Origin of the sequence: Nocardia aurantiaca, from assembly GCF_009708175.1 — a bacterium.
In the GTDB taxonomy this organism is placed as follows: Bacteria; Actinomycetota; Actinomycetes; order Mycobacteriales; family Mycobacteriaceae; genus Nocardia; species Nocardia aurantiaca.
Genome location: NZ_WMBB01000010.1, coordinates 144,851 through 160,158, shown reverse-complemented (window position 1 = coordinate 160,158; position 15,308 = coordinate 144,851). Strand labels below are relative to the sequence as shown.

At 67.3% G+C, this 15,308-nt stretch carries 17 protein-coding genes; 8 read left to right on the top strand and 9 right to left on the bottom strand.

Annotated features, from left to right (window positions below; all coding sequences use genetic code 11):
* Positions 1-179 precede the first annotated feature (179 nt).
* The 4 genes from GLP40_RS22030 (at position 180) to GLP40_RS22015 (ending at position 6,371) form a co-directional block, all read left to right on the top strand.
* The gene (locus GLP40_RS22030) at positions 180-827 is read left to right on the top strand and encodes a TetR/AcrR family transcriptional regulator (RefSeq protein WP_154789872.1); all 648 of its coding nucleotides are present in this window, start codon (positions 180-182) and stop codon (positions 825-827) included.
* Between the two features lie 138 nt (positions 828-965).
* The gene (gene mfd / locus GLP40_RS22025; RefSeq protein WP_154789871.1) at positions 966-4,583 is read left to right on the top strand and encodes a transcription-repair coupling factor; all 3,618 of its coding nucleotides are present in this window, start codon (positions 966-968) and stop codon (positions 4,581-4,583) included.
* The gene (locus tag GLP40_RS22020) at positions 4,580-5,293 is read left to right on the top strand and encodes a MazG family protein (protein ID WP_407671644.1); all 714 of its coding nucleotides are present in this window, start codon (positions 4,580-4,582) and stop codon (positions 5,291-5,293) included. The genes mfd and GLP40_RS22020 overlap by 4 nt, the downstream gene beginning before the upstream one ends.
* A gap of 97 nt (positions 5,294-5,390) precedes the next feature.
* On the top strand, positions 5,391-6,371 hold the full coding sequence (locus tag GLP40_RS22015) for a hypothetical protein (RefSeq protein WP_154789870.1): 981 nt from the start codon (positions 5,391-5,393) through the stop codon (positions 6,369-6,371).
* A 137-nt stretch (positions 6,372-6,508) separates the two neighbouring features.
* Here the strand turns inward: GLP40_RS22015 and GLP40_RS22010 are convergent, their stop codons facing one another.
* The 3 genes from GLP40_RS22010 to GLP40_RS22000 are packed head-to-tail and all read right to left on the bottom strand — an operon-like array spanning position 6,509 to position 7,871.
* Positions 6,509-6,805: an MTH1187 family thiamine-binding protein gene (locus GLP40_RS22010; RefSeq protein ID WP_328290512.1), complete on the bottom strand. Its 297-nt coding sequence runs from the start codon at positions 6,803-6,805 to the stop codon at positions 6,509-6,511.
* Positions 6,802-7,377 (bottom strand): TerD family protein, encoded by a 576-nt coding sequence (locus GLP40_RS22005; protein ID WP_328290511.1) that lies wholly within the window; start codon positions 7,375-7,377, stop codon positions 6,802-6,804. The genes GLP40_RS22010 and GLP40_RS22005 overlap by 4 nt, the downstream gene beginning before the upstream one ends.
* A gap of 17 nt (positions 7,378-7,394) precedes the next feature.
* Positions 7,395-7,871 (bottom strand): hypothetical protein, encoded by a 477-nt coding sequence (locus GLP40_RS22000; protein ID WP_328290510.1) that lies wholly within the window; start codon positions 7,869-7,871, stop codon positions 7,395-7,397.
* A gap of 595 nt (positions 7,872-8,466) precedes the next feature.
* On the opposite strand from GLP40_RS22000, the gene GLP40_RS21995 reads away from it, so the two are divergent.
* Positions 8,467-9,906 (top strand): stealth family protein, encoded by a 1,440-nt coding sequence (locus GLP40_RS21995; protein ID WP_230329833.1) that lies wholly within the window; start codon positions 8,467-8,469, stop codon positions 9,904-9,906.
* 11 nt (positions 9,907-9,917) lie between these two features.
* Here GLP40_RS21995 and GLP40_RS21990 read toward each other — a convergent pair whose 3' ends face one another.
* The 3 genes from GLP40_RS21990 to GLP40_RS21980 are packed head-to-tail and all read right to left on the bottom strand — an operon-like array spanning position 9,918 to position 10,603.
* Entirely contained in the window at positions 9,918-10,151 is a 234-nt protein-coding gene (locus GLP40_RS21990) for a hypothetical protein (protein ID WP_154789867.1), read from the bottom strand.
* The gene (locus tag GLP40_RS21985; protein ID WP_154789866.1) at positions 10,148-10,375 is read right to left on the bottom strand and encodes a hypothetical protein; all 228 of its coding nucleotides are present in this window, start codon (positions 10,373-10,375) and stop codon (positions 10,148-10,150) included. Before GLP40_RS21985 ends, GLP40_RS21990 begins: the two co-directional genes overlap by 4 nt.
* A 39-nt stretch (positions 10,376-10,414) precedes the next feature.
* Entirely contained in the window at positions 10,415-10,603 is a 189-nt protein-coding gene (locus tag GLP40_RS21980; RefSeq protein ID WP_154789865.1) for a hypothetical protein, read from the bottom strand.
* Positions 10,604-10,800: 197 nt separating this feature from the next.
* On the opposite strand from GLP40_RS21980, the gene GLP40_RS21975 reads away from it, so the two are divergent.
* Complete coding sequence (locus tag GLP40_RS21975) at positions 10,801-11,664, top strand: helix-turn-helix transcriptional regulator (RefSeq protein WP_328290509.1); 864 nt, start codon at positions 10,801-10,803, stop codon at positions 11,662-11,664.
* 10 nt (positions 11,665-11,674) lie between these two features.
* Entirely contained in the window at positions 11,675-12,010 is a 336-nt protein-coding gene (locus GLP40_RS21970; RefSeq protein ID WP_154789863.1) for a DUF397 domain-containing protein, read from the top strand.
* A 106-nt stretch (positions 12,011-12,116) separates the two neighbouring features.
* On the opposite strand, the gene GLP40_RS34895 is transcribed toward GLP40_RS21970, so the two are convergent.
* On the bottom strand, positions 12,117-13,232 hold the full coding sequence (locus GLP40_RS34895; protein WP_154789862.1) for an HNH endonuclease signature motif containing protein: 1,116 nt from the start codon (positions 13,230-13,232) through the stop codon (positions 12,117-12,119).
* A 9-nt stretch (positions 13,233-13,241) separates the two neighbouring features.
* A complete protein-coding gene (locus GLP40_RS21960) occupies positions 13,242-13,583 on the bottom strand; it encodes a hypothetical protein (protein WP_154789861.1) in 342 nt (113 codons plus the stop codon).
* Positions 13,584-13,985: 402 nt separating this feature from the next.
* On the opposite strand from GLP40_RS21960, the gene GLP40_RS21955 reads away from it, so the two are divergent.
* Positions 13,986-14,180, top strand: a complete 195-nt coding sequence (locus tag GLP40_RS21955; RefSeq protein ID WP_154789860.1) for a heme-binding protein — start codon at positions 13,986-13,988, stop codon at positions 14,178-14,180.
* An 85-nt stretch (positions 14,181-14,265) separates the two neighbouring features.
* Here the strand turns inward: GLP40_RS21955 and GLP40_RS21950 are convergent, their stop codons facing one another.
* Positions 14,266-15,219: a phosphodiesterase gene (locus tag GLP40_RS21950; RefSeq protein ID WP_328290508.1), complete on the bottom strand. Its 954-nt coding sequence runs from the start codon at positions 15,217-15,219 to the stop codon at positions 14,266-14,268.
* Between the last annotated feature and the right edge of the window lie 89 nt (positions 15,220-15,308).

The following is a 15,308-nucleotide window of genomic DNA, read 5'->3' as shown; positions in this document are numbered from 1 at the left end:
ACTGGACAGTTAACCAGCGAATTGCGAAGGAGGATGGATCGAATGCTCGAATCGGCTGGCAGCGCGCAGCCGGGTGGTACGGTTCACCCATCCTTCGAGTGCTGTTCGAACTGTGATGTCGGTCAACTTCGGGATGTCGGTCTACTTCAGGATGGCTGGTTTGATGACAGGCGGATCTGATGGCTAGGCAAGCGCGTGCGGAGATCACTCGCGATTCCGTGCTCGCGGGCGCGGCCGATGTCTTTCTGCGACTGGGCTACGCGAACGCGTCCCTGTCCGAGATCATCGCGCAGTCGAATGTGACCAAGGGCGCGTTGTACTTTCATTTCGGATCCAAGGAAGAGCTGGCGCGCGCGGTCGTCGATCAGGGCAACGAGCGACTTGTCAGCGCATGCCAGGGATTCTTCGATCCGCGGGTGCCCGCGCTGGAGGCGTGCATCGGGATCACGTACGTGGTCGCCGATCTCACCATGAACGACCCCATGGTCGGCGCGATGCTCAAACTCACCCACCAGATCGGCGACTACCGCGGGGCGAGCGGCGACAATATCGCCAAGACGTGGGGCGAGACGCACCGATTGCTCGCCGAACGCGCCATCAGCCAGGGGGATCTCAAGCCCGACCTGGATCCCGAGACCATTGGTCTGCTGCTGCAGGAGGTGACCTCCGGCGTCCACATCGTCGCGGTCAGCACGGATTCCATCGACCAGATGGCGACCCGCATGGAGCGCGCCTGGTACTTCCTGCTGCCGAGCATCGTGCCGGAGGAGAAGGTCGCCTACTTCAGGGAATTCGCGGCCCGGCGGCTGCGGCGCTACGTGCAGTGAGCGCGAGCCGGGCGCGGTGAGCGCGGCCCGGTGCGCCTGCGTGGCGAACGAATGTGTCTGCGTGCTGAACCTGTCACAACGGGTGATTAGACTCGGTTGGCCGTCTGAAACGCTGATCCGCGCCGAGGAGTCTGCCCCATGACCACCCATCGTCCACCTCTGGCGGGCCTGGCTGCGGTGGCCGGTGCCGACGCGGCCCTGGAGCAGGTCAGGAACCTGATCGGGCGGGAGTCGGCCATGCTGGTCGCGCCCTCGGCCGTGCGGCCGTTCGTGGCGTCGACGATTGCCGAGCAGCGCCCGCTGCTGGTGGTGACGGCCACCGGTCGCGAGGCCGACGATCTGACCGTCGAGCTGACGGAGATGCTGGGCGACGCGGTCGCGCTGTTCCCGTCCTGGGAGACGCTGCCGCATGAGCGGCTCTCGCCCGGTGCGGACACCGTGGGTCGGCGGCTGCAGGTGCTGCGGCGGCTGGCGCATCCGGAGGACCCGGGCTTCGCCGGCCCGCTGCGGGTGGTGGTGACCACGGTGCGCTCGCTCATGCAGCCGATGGCGGCGGGGCTGGGGGAGATCGAGCCCATCGTGCTGCGGCGCGGCGCCGAATTCGATTTCGACGAATTGCTCACGCGGCTGGTGGAATTCGCCTACGAGCGGGTCGACATGGTCGGCAAGCGCGGCGAGTTCGCGGTGCGCGGCGGCATTCTGGACGTCTTCCCGCCGACCGCGGATCATCCGGTGCGCGTGGAGTTCTGGGGCGACGAGATCTCCGAGCTGCGCGCCTTCTCGGTGCAGGATCAGCGTTCCATCCACGAGGTGCCGATCGATCTGATGGTCGCGCCGCCCTGCCGGGAACTGCTGCTGACCACCGCCCTGCGCGAGCGCGCCGCCCGGATCGCCGCCGAGAATCCGGCCGATGCCGCGCTGGTGGAGATGCTGGAGAAGATCTCCCAGGGCGTCCCGGTGGAGGGCATGGAGGCGCTGCTGCCGGTGCTGCAGCCCGGTGGGCTACAGCTGCTGGTGGACGCGCTGCCCGCGGAAACCCATGTGCTGCTCTGCGATCCGGAGAAAATTCGCACCCGCGCCGCCGATCTGGTGCGCACCGGACAGGAGTTCCTGGAGGCGTCGTGGACGGCCGCCTCCTTCGGCGGGGCCGCGCCGCTGGGCGCGCACGGGCTGGATCTGGCTGCCTCCGGCTATCGCGGCCTGGATGTGGTGCACGCCGATGCCGAACGGCGCGGCCTGCCCTGGTGGACGTTGAGCCCGCTGGCCGCCGACGATCCGCGGGAGATCGCGCTTCCGGTGCTGGCGGCCGCCTCGGCGCGTGGTTCGGAGGAACTGGTCGCCACCATCTTCGCGTCGTTGCGCGCGCATGTCGCCACCGGTGGCCGCGCGGTCATCGTGGTGGCCGGACATGGTACGGCGCAGCGCATTCTGGAACGGCTGGCCGATGCCGAGGTGCCCGCCGCGGCGCTGGAGGCGGGCGCCGAGCCGGTGCGCGGACTGGTCGGCGTGCTGTGCGGTTCGCTGCACGACGGTGTCGTGTTCGACGATGCCAAGCTGGTGGTGATCGCGGAATCCGATCTCACCGGCAACCGGGTGACCGCGCCCGGCGAGGGCAAGAAGCTGCCCGCCCGGCGGCGCAATCAGGTCGACCCGCTGGCGCTGACCGCCGGCGACATGGTGGTCCACGATCAGCACGGGATCGGGCGCTTCGTGGAGATGATCGAGCGGACCGTCGGCGGTGCTCGCCGCGAGTACCTGGTCATCGAATACGCGCCCAGCAAGCGCGGCCAGCCCGGTGACCGGCTGTTCGTGCCGATGGACTCGCTGGATCAGCTGTCGCGCTATGTCGGCGGCGAGATGCCATCGCTGTCGAAACTGGGCGGTTCCGACTGGGCCAATACGAAGCGCAAGGCGCGCAAGGCCGTACGCGAGATCGCCACCGAGCTGGTGCAGCTCTATGCCGCCCGGCAGGCCGCGCCCGGTCATGCCTTCGGCGCGGACACGCCGTGGCAGCAGGAGATGGAGGACGCCTTCGCGTTCACCGAGACCGTCGACCAGCTCTCGGCCATCGCCGAGGTGAAGTCCGATATGGAGAAGGCGGTCCCGATGGACCGCGTCATCTGCGGTGACGTCGGCTACGGCAAGACCGAGATCGCGGTGCGCGCGGCGTTCAAGGCGGTGCAGGACGGCAAGCAGGTGGCCGTGCTGGTGCCGACCACGCTGTTGGCACAACAGCATTTGCAGACCTTCACCGAGCGCATGGCCGGTTTCCCGGTGGTGGTGAAGGGCCTGTCCCGTTTCACCGATCCGGCCGAATCGCGGGAAGTCCTGGAGGGCATGGCCACCAAGGACGTCGACATCGTGGTGGGCACGCACCGCCTGCTGCAGACGGGTGTGCGATGGAAGGACCTGGGCCTGGTCGTGATCGACGAGGAACAGCGCTTCGGCGTCGAGCACAAGGAACACATCAAGGCGCTGCGCACCCACGTGGACGTGCTGACCATGTCCGCGACGCCGATTCCGCGCACCCTGGAGATGTCCCTCGCCGGTATCCGCGAGATGTCGACCATTCTCACCCCGCCGGAGGAACGGCATCCGGTGCTCACCTACGTGGGCGCCTACAACGACAAGCAGGTGGCCGCCGCCATCCGCCGTGAGTTGCTGCGCGACGGCCAGGTTTTCTACGTGCACAACCGGGTGTCGTCGATCGACAAGGCTGCCAAGCGGATTCGCGACCTGGTGCCCGAGGCGCGGGTGGTGGTCGCGCACGGGCAGATGAACGAGGACATGCTCGAGAAGACCGTGCAGGGCTTCTGGGAGCGGGAATTCGACGTGCTGGTCTGCACCACCATCATCGAGACCGGCCTGGACATCTCGAATGCCAATACCCTGATCGTGGAACGCGCCGACGCCCTGGGCCTTTCACAGCTGCACCAGCTGCGCGGGCGCGTGGGCCGCTCGCGCGAGCGCGGCTACGCCTACTTCCTGTACCCGCCGGAGAAGCCCCTCACCGAGACCGCCTACGACCGGCTCGCCACCATCTCGCAGAACTCGGATCTGGGCGCGGGCATGGCGGTCGCCATGAAGGACCTCGAGATTCGCGGCGCGGGCAATGTGCTGGGCGCGGAGCAGTCCGGCCATGTCGCGGGCGTCGGCTTCGATCTGTACGTGCGCCTGGTCGGCGAGGCGGTGGAGGCCTACCGCGCCGCCGCCGACGGCCGGCCCATCTCGGTGGACGAGGAGGTCAAGGAGGTCCGCATCGACCTGCCGGTGGACGCCCACATCCCGCCGGACTACATCGCCTCCGATCGCCTGCGTCTGGAGGCGTACCGCAAACTCGCCGCCGCCCAGGACGATTCGGCGCTCTCGGCGGTGGTCGAGGAGCTGGTGGACCGCTATGGTCCGCTCCCGATCGAGGTGGGCCGCCTGGTATCGGTGGCCAAGCTGCGCCTGCTGGCCCGCGAGTACGCCATCGCCGAGATCGGCGTCACCGGAACCACTTTGAAGGTGTCTCCGCTGCAACTCCCGGATTCCAAGCAGCTGCGGCTGAAGCGGCTCTACCCGAACGCCACCTACCGCGCGGCGACCGGCATCGTCCAGCTGCCGCTGCCGCGGGTCGAGGACAGCGTCGGCGCCGCGCGAGTCCGGGACGTCCAAGTCCTGCAGTTCGTCGCGGACCTCCTCCTCGCCCTGGACGGAAAGGCCCCGGGCGCGGTGGATGTCAAGGTCTCCGCGGAGGTGCTGGCTCCGCGATGAGTCGTCCGACGAGTGCCGAATCCGCGGCGGATATCGCGCGGATGACGGAGGCCCTGGGTGACGCGGTCGAGGTGATGGACCGGCTGTGGACCTTCGGCGGTTGGGAGGTCACGCAGACGCACGATTCGCTGCGGCCGTACCTGCTGGAGGAGACCTACGAGCTGCTCGACGCGATTCAGGCCGAGGACGCCGAGACCATCAAGGAGGAGCTGGGCGATCTGCTGCTGCAGGTGCTGTTCCACTCCCGGATCGCCGAGGCCGCAGGCGAATTCACCGTTGCCGACGTGGCGGCGGCGTTGGTGGCCAAGCTGGTGCATCGCAGTCCGCACCTGATCGACAACGGCATCGATCCGGACGCCGCCGTCGCCGACAAGGTCGCGGCGCAGGAAAAGGCTTGGGAGGAGCGCAAATCCGCCGAGAAGGCGCGCCGCTCCTGCCTGGACGGCATTGCCATGGCGCAGCCCGCGCTGGCCCTGGCGGAGAAGGTTCGCTCGCGAGCTATCAAGGCGGGTTTACCCGAGGATCTGATTCCGGACGCGCTGCGTGTCGTGGAGCTGGGCGGACCCGATAGCGCCGAAGAACGCTTGCGCAAGGCGACTCTCGCCTTCGCCGCCGCCATTCGCTCCGCGGAGGACGCCGCCGAAAGCGATCGGGGCGAACGTCGCGCGCTCACCGCCGCGGACTGGTATCGCCACTGGCCGTGCGGCTGAACCGATTCCGGCCTCACGGACGGATCGGGCATGCGGCAATGCTGCCGGGCGATAACGGCGGTGTTGCCTTCGGCTCGTTTCGGCTACCGTCGAAAGGGTGCATGCTTCGGGGCGTGAATCGATCACCGAGTACTATCCGCCGAGAACCGGTGCGATCATCGCGTTGGTCTTCTTTCTGGTAATGACCGCGCTACCCGGTTTCGTGGTGTTCGACGGCGGCGCGCAGCTGGTGATGCGGGTGCTGGCCGCGTTCGTCATGGCGTTGTTCGGTTTCGGGGTGTACGCCATGCTGGACGATCTGCTCCGCCCGCAGCCGACCCTGCTGGTCACCGATCAGGGCTTCACCTACCGCGGCTTCCCGCATGTGGCGTGGGCCGAGGTGGACCGGGTGCGGCTGGGCATCGGCCGGCTGCACAAGGGTGGGCGCGCGGAGTTGTTCGCGGAGGTGGTGCTGCGCGATCCCGCCGAATTCCGTGAGCGCGTTCGGGCTCTCGGCGACGTGACCGTGCGCCGCGATGCGGATCGCCCGCTGTTCATCGTGGCCGAGCGGCTGCCCGTGCCGGTGCCGGCCGTGGTGGAGGTGATGCGTGAGCATCATCCCGGCCTGGTCATCCAGACCGTCGAGGAGGCGCCGTCCGGTGAGCCGCCCGCCCCGCCCCGCTCGCCCGACCGCGACATGGTGGAGAGCGCCTTGGTCAGCGCCCTGACCGACGAGCTCCCCGCCGGCTGGAACCTGGCGGTCCTGTGGTTCTCCCTGGTCGGCGACGACGGCCACGCCGGCATCCAACTGGAGCTGTCCGGCGCCGGGACCGAGGAGCAGGAGGCGCAGCCCTCCGAGGAGGTGCTCATGCTCCTCAACCGCCTCAAGGAGGTCTGCTACGACCAGATGACCGGCACCTGGCTCAGCGGCCAGGTGCTCCTCCGCTCCACCTCCGCCAAGGCCCAATTCACCCTGTCCTTCACGGAAATCCCCGACTGGCTCCCCATCCCCGAGCCCGACGAATGCCGCCGCGAACTGGCCACCTACCCCCGGGCCGGCGACGAAATCCCCGCCTGGCTCCGCCAGCGCATCTCCTGACCACGGAACCGACTGCGGTTCAGGGTTTTTCAGGCGGCACCCGATCTAGGTAGCGCGGCCGTAGGGGTTGTCGAGCGTGGTCGGAGTATTGGCGACTTCCAGCGCGTTTGCCGGATAGTTCGGCCCTGCGCTATGGCCTACCCCTCGGCCAGGTAGCGCTCGACGGTTTCGACCTTGGCTTTCATGGCGCCGGTGACGCCCGGGCGGATGTCGGCCTTGAGGACGAGGCTGCAGCGTGGGGCTACTGCCAGGACGGCGTCGGTGGCTCGTTCGACCACGGCCATGACCTCATCCCATTCACCCTCGATGGTGGTGAACATGGCGTTGGTCTCGTTCGGCAGCCCGCTGGCGCGGACGATGCGGACCGCTTCGGCGACGGCGCGGCCCACGTCCGCGCCGACGCCCAGCGGTGTCACGGAGAAGGCGGCGATCACACGTTCACGCCGTAGTCGCGGGCGATGCCGGCCAGGCCGGAGGCATAGCCCTGGCCGATGGCGCGGAACTTCCACTCGGGGCCGTGGCGGTAGAGCTCGCCGAAGACCATGGCGGTTTCGGTGGAGGCGTCCTCGGTGAGGTCGAAGCGGGCCAGTTCGGAATTGGTCACCGCGTCGATGACGCGGATGTAGGCATTGCGAACCTGGCCGAAGGACTGGCGGCGGATGTCGGCCTCGTGGATGGAGACCGGGAAGAAGATATTGGTGATGGTCGGCGGCATGGCGGCCAGGTCGACATTGATCACCTCGTCGTCGCCGTCGCCCGCGCCGGTCAGGTTGTCACCGGTGTGCTCGATGGTGCCTTCCGGGGAGCGCAGGTTGTTGTAGAAGATGAAATGCGCGTCCGAGAGCACTCGTTGATTGGATCCACAGGCCAGGGCGCTGGCGTCCAGGTCGTAATCGGCGCCCGTGGTGGTGCGCACGTCCCAGCCCAGCGCCACCGCGACCTTGGTCAGGTTGGGGGCCTGTTTGGACAGCGAAACGTTTCCGCCCTTGGCCAAGCTGACAGACACACGGTCTCCTTCGATACTCAGTTGCGGTCGGCTGCCATTGCTTTCAGCGTCGCGACCCGTTTCTCCAGATAGCGTAGTTCGGTGTCGTCGAGAACGGTGCGCTGAATTCCCGTGGCGACCGAGAAAGCCGATTGCCGGTGGTCGTCGATCACCTCGATGGTCAATTCCACCGCCGCGTAATCATCCGCGCCGGGCATGGGATCGGCGATCACCGCCGCCGTGCCGCGGGCGCACAGCGCCACATTGCCGCCGCCCAGGATCAGCAGCGCGATGCCGGGCCGGTCCCGCAGCCGCGCCAGCGAACCGCGATCGGACTTGAGGCTGAGCAGGATTCGCCGATCGCCGGCGCGCACCGGCCAGGAGACCGGGATGGCGTGCGGGGCGGGATCGGTGGTGACCAGGACCGCGATGGTGTCCAATGGCCATTCGGGTAGAACGTCCAGTTCGGGGTGGTCGTCATCCGGTCGCGTGTCGGTGTGGTTCGGTTGCGTCACTGTCGAGGGCTCCTGACGTTCCCGCGCTTCGGCCACCATCCGCGTCACCTCAGTGCAGCGGGCTGGACTGCGCTGCCCGCAAGTGTATGCCGTTGCCGCACTGGCCCGCTGGCCTCCGCGACGGTCACACGGCATGCCGGATTCGCGAGGTTCGTCCGTTACGACTGTGAAAACACCTCCGGACCTGCGGGGAAACGGATTGACGAGAAGCGATAACGGTTGCATCATTCGTTACAGCCCCTCGACTGATCGAGGTCATGCGAGTAACCGGCCGATGACCGCCCGGTGAAGATCGTCCGCCCAACCTGGCGTCGACGAACGCGACAGCTTTTCCCAACCGGCGCGGGAGCGCGCCATGTGAACGAGTGAGGTGAGTGCGAATGGGATTCCGGTCGTATCAGCGAGGACCGTCGAACACGCCCCGCACCACCCTGTCCGCTCCGTTCTTCTGACTGCGCAACAGATTTCACGGCGTGCGCCGGGCACCGGGTTCCACCCGGTGCCCGGCGGTGCCGACACGGTGCTGCAGATGTGAGGTGAAAGCGCGAAGAGAGCGGAGATGGTGATGGTGGATCTGGGGCCGGGACAGCCGGAGATGGTGGAGACGGTGGAGATGATAGGACCCGCGACCGTGGCGAATCTGATGGTATCCGCCGCGGTCATCGACGATCTGCGGTACCTGCGCGGCGAACTGGCCGCCGCGGAGGTGCCCTTCCTGCTGGTGCGCGATGCCGACCATCGTCTGGTGCTGGCCGTGGACAGCGCTCACAGAGCCGCCCTGAGACGGGTGCTGGGGGCCGCCATGACAGCCGGGTTCTCCTGCAACGAGAAGCCGCACAATGTCTTCCGCCTCGGTCGTGACCTGGACCCGGCCCATCATGTGGAGCTCGAGCTGTGGGAGTACCACGGCGACACCGTCGAGTGCCCGCGCCCGAATGCCCTGACCCGCATGGTCTTCGACGTCGCTGACGTGGAACCGGCCACCGTGCTGCTCTATGACGCCAGCTGGCCGACCCTGGCGGGCATGTTCACCCCCCACTCGACCGATGTCGGCTTCGATATCGACATCGTGTTCTCCTGGGTGGACGGCACCGACCCCGAATTCCGCGCTCGCCGCGCGGGAATGATGGCGCAGGTGGTGGTCGGTGAGGGCGACGACGCGGACGCCCGCATCCGACAGATCGACGAGCTGCGCTACGCCCTGCGCTCGGTGCACAAGAACGCGCCGTGGATCCGCCGCGTCTTCATCGCCACCGACTCCCGGGTCCCGGACTGGCTGGCCGAGGACCCCAAGGTCACCATTGTCCGCGCGGTGGACCATTTCTCGGATATCAGCGGGCTGCCGGTCTTCAATTCCCATGCGGTGGAATGCCAATTGCAGCACATCGAGGGACTGTCGGAGCATTTCCTCTACTCCAATGACGACATGTTCTTCGCGCGCCCGGTGCGCCCGTCCATGTTCTTCACCCCGGCCGGCATCAGCCGTTTCATCGAGGCCGGCACGCGCATCGGACCGGGCGCCGATCACGAACGCCGCAGCGGCTTCGAGAACGCGGCGCGGGTGAATCGCGCCCTGCTCGCCCGGCGCTTCGGCCACGTCATCACCCGCCACCTGGAACACACCCCGGTTCCCTTGCGTCGCAGCGTCCTACTGGAAATGGAGCAGGTCTTCGCCGAGGATTTCGCCCGCACCCGTGCCAGTCGCTTCCGCGCCGCCACCGACATCTCGGTGACCAATTCTCTCTACCACTACTACGCCCTGCTCACCGGCCGCGCGGTCCCGCAGGAGGCGGCCAAGATGCGCTACGTCGACACCACCATGTACACCGGCTTGGCCCTCCTGGACGGCCTGGCCAAGCGCCGCAACGTGGACTTCTTCTGCCTCAACGACGGCAGCTTCCCGGAGGTCCCGGAGGCCGAACGCGTGCGCGCGGTCTCGGAATTCCTGGAAACCTATTTCCCGGAACCGGCTCCCTGGGAGAAGCCGGAGGCGACCGCGGGAACCATGACGGCCTTCGAATCCGGTGCGGCCTGACCACATTCGCGTCAGGCCTTGCGGACGGACTTCACCATCCCCGACAGCCGGTTGAATTTCTCGAAATACCGTGTGGCGTCGTGACTTCCGGGCATCAGGTCGGTCGGGTCGAAGCACTCGCCGTTGCAGAGTGTGACCCGCCCGGCCGGCGTGATCGCGCTGATGGTGCACTCGACGTCGTCTCTGCCGGTCATCCGGAACCGCACGGGAGCGCCGACTTCGACCCAGTCGGGCAGCCGGATCATGATCGCCGCGCCTCTCGCTCGTCGCGCAGTCGCACGAGGTGCCGTCGCAGCGCGCATCCGGCCTCGGCGCACGCCTCACCATGGGCGCGCAAGAGGGCTTCGATCTCCCGATCGGAGAACACCGCGTGGCGTGAGGGCTGTGCGTGCCAGGCCGGATGATCGCGCAGCGATGCCGACTGGTCGGGCGCGGGCGGATCGGCGGGCGCGATATAGGGGTTGGTCATCATCGACTCCGAATCGTCGAACGGGAAGTGGACATATCGCTACCGTGCGCGATGCCAGCCGCGGACACGGTGGCGGTTGTGTAGCGGTACGCGGGCGAATCCACCCGCGACCAGCGACGAGTCGCCCATCGAGGCGGTGCGCGCATCGGTGAAACCCCACCGCGCGACCGCCGAAAGCGCCGTCCCGAACGCGCTGATCAGAAGTAAAAACCAAATGTCCCACAGCATTACGTCAGCTCCTCGCTGAATGTGCTTGCGGATCTTGGGCTTCGATTCGAGGCCGCCCAGCGAACGCCTCACTGCCGGAAGTGTTGTTCCAATAACAAGTTACGCCAGGTTGTTACAACTGGCAAGGCATTGACGCGGCACTCCCGACCTGCCCGGTGCTATACCGTGTTGGCTGCCTCTTCGCAGGAAGGATCGAGATGACTGGTACGTCTCCAACGGTCGCGAACTGGGAGTTGATGCTGCGCATCCGAAGCCGGGCCGACGACCGCGGAGTGAAGACGGCCGCGATCGCGAAGGCACTCGATGTCAGCCAGCAGTATTGGTCCGCTCTCACCCGGGGGCGAGGCACCCTCGCCGAGGACAAGCTGAAGGACCTCATGGCGCTGCTCGAATTCGACATCGACGAACGAGCAGAGTTGTTGGCGCTGCGTGACATTGCGAAAGGGCGCCATCCGTTCGCCGAGTATTCCGCGCTGTTCAACGAACAGCTCATGCGCTTCTACGGCTTGGAAGCCGGTGCGCAGAGTGTCCGCAGCTTCGAGAACATCGTGATACCCGGTCTCCTCCAGATAGAGGACTACACGCGCGTCCTCATGAAGGCCCGGGTGACCACTGGGCGGCCAACCGAGGTCGAGTCACGCGTCAGCGCGCGGCTGCGTCGGCAGCGGCTACTCGAAGGTCCTGATCCGCTCGAGCTGTCGGTGGTGGTGGGACAGGCGGCCCTGATGTACAGGGTCGGCGACGATGACATTCGCAGCAGGCAACTGCAGCACCTGATCGCCATGGCGGAGCGGCATCCGGACACCCTTGACATCCGCATCATCCCGTACGAGGCAGGCGGCGCTATCGCGAGTCTCAACTCCGCGACATTCCATCTGTTGGACTTCAAGAGTGCGCGACTTCCCACGCTGGGCTGGATCGAAGCCGCCGCATACTTCGAGATCGTCGATGATCCGAAGCGAGTCACCGCACTCGAGTACCTTTTCGACCAGATCCGATCCATCGCGCTCGACCACCAGCGTTCACTCGAGCTGATCAAGGAGATCGCAAGCCAGAACTAGGGTGGAAACCGTGAGTGCCGAATTCTTCAAGTCCACCTTCAGCGGCGGGGACGGTACCTGCGTCGAGGTCGCGCACCGCGCCGACCGTGTGCTCATCCGAGACAGCAAGTACACGGGCCCGTCTCACGATCAGCCGACGCTCGCGATCGCCCGCGACCTCTGGCCCGCCTTCCTGAACCTGGTGCTGAGCGCCAACTCCGGCAGAATCGGAGAACAGCTGTCCGTCAACGTCTTCGCCGACGGATGCGCGACGCTCGCCGGCCCCCAGGGCGTCACCCTCGAGTACGACGCCGCCGAATGGGACGCCTTCACCAAGGGCGTCGCCAACGGCGAATTCAGCCGGTGAAAAGCATCGCTCGTTCAGCGCTTCATGAAATCACCCGGCTCTATTCCTGGGTGGTCGCGTCATCGAGGACCGCTCGCAGGCGGCGGGCAGCCGTGATGGCCCCGCCTCAGACAGGGCTACCCTCGGTGCGCTCGCTCGACAGCCATGCTCGCCGCTCGTCCCGCGATCGAGCCAGGTTTCTGGCCATCTGCTCAGGGGCCTGATGATGGTGGTTGACCCGTGGGGTTTGGCTGGGGTCTTGGTGGGGTGGCGCGATCCATCCGGTGCGGCCCGGATACTCCGAATCATGGCCCAGCACCACCGTTTTCCAGCCACCGGGCCCGTCATGAACCAGGCCGTGGCAGGCATCGCAGGCCAAGGTCAGATTCTCGATATCGGTCGTCCCGCCCTGGGACCATTCCTGCACATGATGCACCGCCGTCAGGGTGGCGGGGGCGGTGCAACCGGGTCGGGTGCACCCCTTCTCGGCGGCGATCAACGCCAATCGCTGCGCCGGGGACGCCAGCCGTTGACCACGACCCAAATGCAGCGGGAGCCCGTGGTGGTCGAACACCGCCAGGAACGGGATCGCGTTCTGCGCGAGCCGCAGGGCCTCGGGGATGGAGATGCTGCCCCCGGATGCGGTGGTGGTGACCCCGGCGGCCCGCTCCAGCTCGGCCACGGTCATGGTGAAGATCGTCGACACCGGCACTCCCCGATGCGCCCCGAACTTCGCCGGCCCGAAGTCCGGGCGCAGCAACGCCAACACCGCATCATGGGTGCGTTGCGCGGTCGAGCGCCGATCCCGCCCGGCGGCCTGCTCCACCGTCTTCGCGTCGAGGCGATCATCGGCGACCCAGGGGTCGTCGGGGTTGCACATGCCCGGGCGGGCGGCCTTGGCCAGATACGGGTCCAGCACCGCCGACAGCGCCGGGGACAATAACCCCGACACCGGCCGCATCCCGTCCGCGCGTTGGGCACCCAGACAGATCCCGCGCATACGGGCGCGATCCTCATCACCGGTCCGGCGGCCGTCGGGGTCGAGGTGGGCCAGGATCCGTTCCCCCAACACCGGCAACACATCCGGGGACATGTGCAACGCCAACCCCACCAACTGCTGATCGGCCAACTCCCGATCATCGGCGTTCACGCTGCCGGGGATCCGGGCCATGATCTTGCCGATCACCCGCGCATGCTCACCCGAGACCAAACCACGCGCCTGGGCGGCAGCGGTCCACACCACCACCGGGGACTACACCACACCACTGACCGGATCGGCCGTGTCCGCGAGCACATCCACCGCCGCGGCCCGCGCGGCCGCCTCACCCCGACCCAGGTTCAGCGTCTCCCGCAGGAACGTCGACAGTTTGCCCGACCCGGAACGCTGGGGCAGGCACCGTGACTGCGCCTCGGCCGCCAGCTGCCGCGCCACCACATCCAACTGCCGACGCACCGCCTCGACCTCACGCATCGCGTCCACGATCTCGTCGTCGGCATACGGCACCAGAGGCAGGTCCAGGAGGTCGTCGGTCGCCTCGCGCACCGCGGACACCGCCGCGGGCACGTCAGCGTGAACCAACTCCCTCCACTTCATACGTCAATTCTATCAATGCGATTCACGCCGATATACGTGAATTCTATTGTGAATCAACAATATTCAGAATCTAGACGAAGCAGATCGCCGGGCCGCGGCGGTCCCGGCGGATGCCGCGCACGATCCACTCGCGCCAGGCCACCTTCACCGGCCCGCCGTAACAGCGCCTTGTCGCACACCTGCGACCTCACCGTCCTCGTCTCACGGCAAGCCGTTGACCTGGAGCGCTCTCCAGATCGTGGGTTCTTGGAAACGGCGAAGCGTTTGGCGGATGACCCGCGGTTCGCCGGTCGGGCCTTCAAATCCCCCTCCGCCTCCTGACCTGGCTACTGATCCGGGGCATTGATTGAGCCGCGTTCGCAATCGTCGTCGTCGAATTCATAGCCCAGCTTGCGTGAGTTGATGGGTCTGCGGCAGGCGTGGCCCGCGCTGTTCGTGCAGATGGGTCAGGTTGCCGGTGTACCCATTGTCGCGGGCGCGGGTTCTCGGTCGATCCGGCGAGGCGATGCCGTTGTCGGTGCGATCGCGGTCAGCGGAGGCGTTCCCGCGCATGACGATATGTGCGCTGATGTGGGGATCGCCGCACTCGCGCAGTGATCTCTAGCGGTGAAACCAGGGGCGGTTTCGGATCAGGCGCAGGCTGAAGCGGTTTCGGCTCCCGTCGCAGTAGTCTCGGCCTCGCTCAGAGGACTGCCTCGCCGTCGGACTCGGGGGCCTCGGTCCGGCGGCGCAAGACGTGTGGGATGCGGGCCGCCGGGGGAATCACGATTCCGGCATCGGCGAGCCGGTTGGCCGCCTGTTCGGGATCGGCGGGCTGACCGACGGTCGGGCCGTGGCCGATGGGTACCACCGAATGCACGACGGTGTCGGGGTAGATATGGACATAGTTGAAGGCCTGCGCGCCGTCGCGGCCGCGCTGGCCGCCCTCCGCGGCCGCCATGTCCTGGCTGTAGCAGGTTGCCGAGGCCACCGAGACCGGTATCCCGGCGAAGGTCGCGGTGCTCGAAAGGTGCAGGTGTCCGGCCAGAATGGCGCGCACATCGGTGCCGTCCAGCGCATCGGCCAGGCGGCGCTGGTCGCGCAGCTCCACCAGCACGGCCAGGTCCTGGACGCAGGGGATGGGCGGGTGGTGCATGGCCAGCACGGTGCCGAAGGGTGCGGGTTCGGCGAGAACCTCACGCAGCCAGGCCAATTGGTCGTCGGTGACCTCACCCCAATGGTGCCCCGGGACCGTGGTGTCGAGCGCGATGACGCGCAGCCCGTCGAACATGTGCACGGCATCGAACGGTGCGCCGGAACCCTGCTCATCCAGCAGATGCTCGCGCAGGACCGCCCGGTCGTCGTGGTTGCCGGCGACCCACACCACGGGCGCGCCGATCCGTTCGGCCCACGGCTCCACCAGGTCCCGCAGTGCGCGGTACGCGCCCGGCTCGCCCTGGTCGGTGAGGTCGCCGGTGAAGACGATGGCGGTCGGCGCGATGCGGCTGGCCTCGGCCTGCTCGAGCAGGGTGGACAGCCGCGCCTCGGCGTCGACCGCGCCGTAGAGCCCGGTGTCGGCGGCGATCAGATGGGTGTCGCTGAAATGGAAAAGGACATGATCTGCCCTGGGATACTCGGCGACTCGCGAGATGTGCACGGACATCCTCCCCGGCGTTGGTGGTAGCGCCCCTCGGCTTGCCGACTCTGTCGACGGAGCTTGCCGATCTCGTCGCCAGAATAGCGAAG

What these genes read in the sequence shown, in the direction of transcription:
- GLP40_RS21995 (WP_230329833.1), top strand. Translation starts at nt 8,467, where the DNA reads ATGGTGGAGACGGTGGAGATGATAGGACCCGCGACCGTGGCGAATCTG.
- GLP40_RS22020 (WP_407671644.1), top strand. Translation starts at nt 4,580, where the DNA reads ATGAGTCGTCCGACGAGTGCCGAATCCGCGGCGGATATCGCGCGGATG.
- GLP40_RS21980 (WP_154789865.1), bottom strand. Translation starts at nt 10,603, where the DNA reads ATGCTGTGGGACATTTGGTTTTTACTTCTGATCAGCGCGTTCGGGACG.
- GLP40_RS22030 (WP_154789872.1), top strand. Translation starts at nt 180, where the DNA reads ATGGCTAGGCAAGCGCGTGCGGAGATCACTCGCGATTCCGTGCTCGCG.
- GLP40_RS21960 (WP_154789861.1), bottom strand. Translation starts at nt 13,583, where the DNA reads ATGAAGTGGAGGGAGTTGGTTCACGCTGACGTGCCCGCGGCGGTGTCC.
- GLP40_RS21975 (WP_328290509.1), top strand. Translation starts at nt 10,801, where the DNA reads ATGACTGGTACGTCTCCAACGGTCGCGAACTGGGAGTTGATGCTGCGC.
- GLP40_RS21990 (WP_154789867.1), bottom strand. Translation starts at nt 10,151, where the DNA reads ATGATCCGGCTGCCCGACTGGGTCGAAGTCGGCGCTCCCGTGCGGTTC.
- mfd (WP_154789871.1), top strand. Translation starts at nt 966, where the DNA reads ATGACCACCCATCGTCCACCTCTGGCGGGCCTGGCTGCGGTGGCCGGT.
- GLP40_RS21955 (WP_154789860.1), top strand. Translation starts at nt 13,986, where the DNA reads ATGGGTCTGCGGCAGGCGTGGCCCGCGCTGTTCGTGCAGATGGGTCAG.
- GLP40_RS21985 (WP_154789866.1), bottom strand. Translation starts at nt 10,375, where the DNA reads ATGACCAACCCCTATATCGCGCCCGCCGATCCGCCCGCGCCCGACCAG.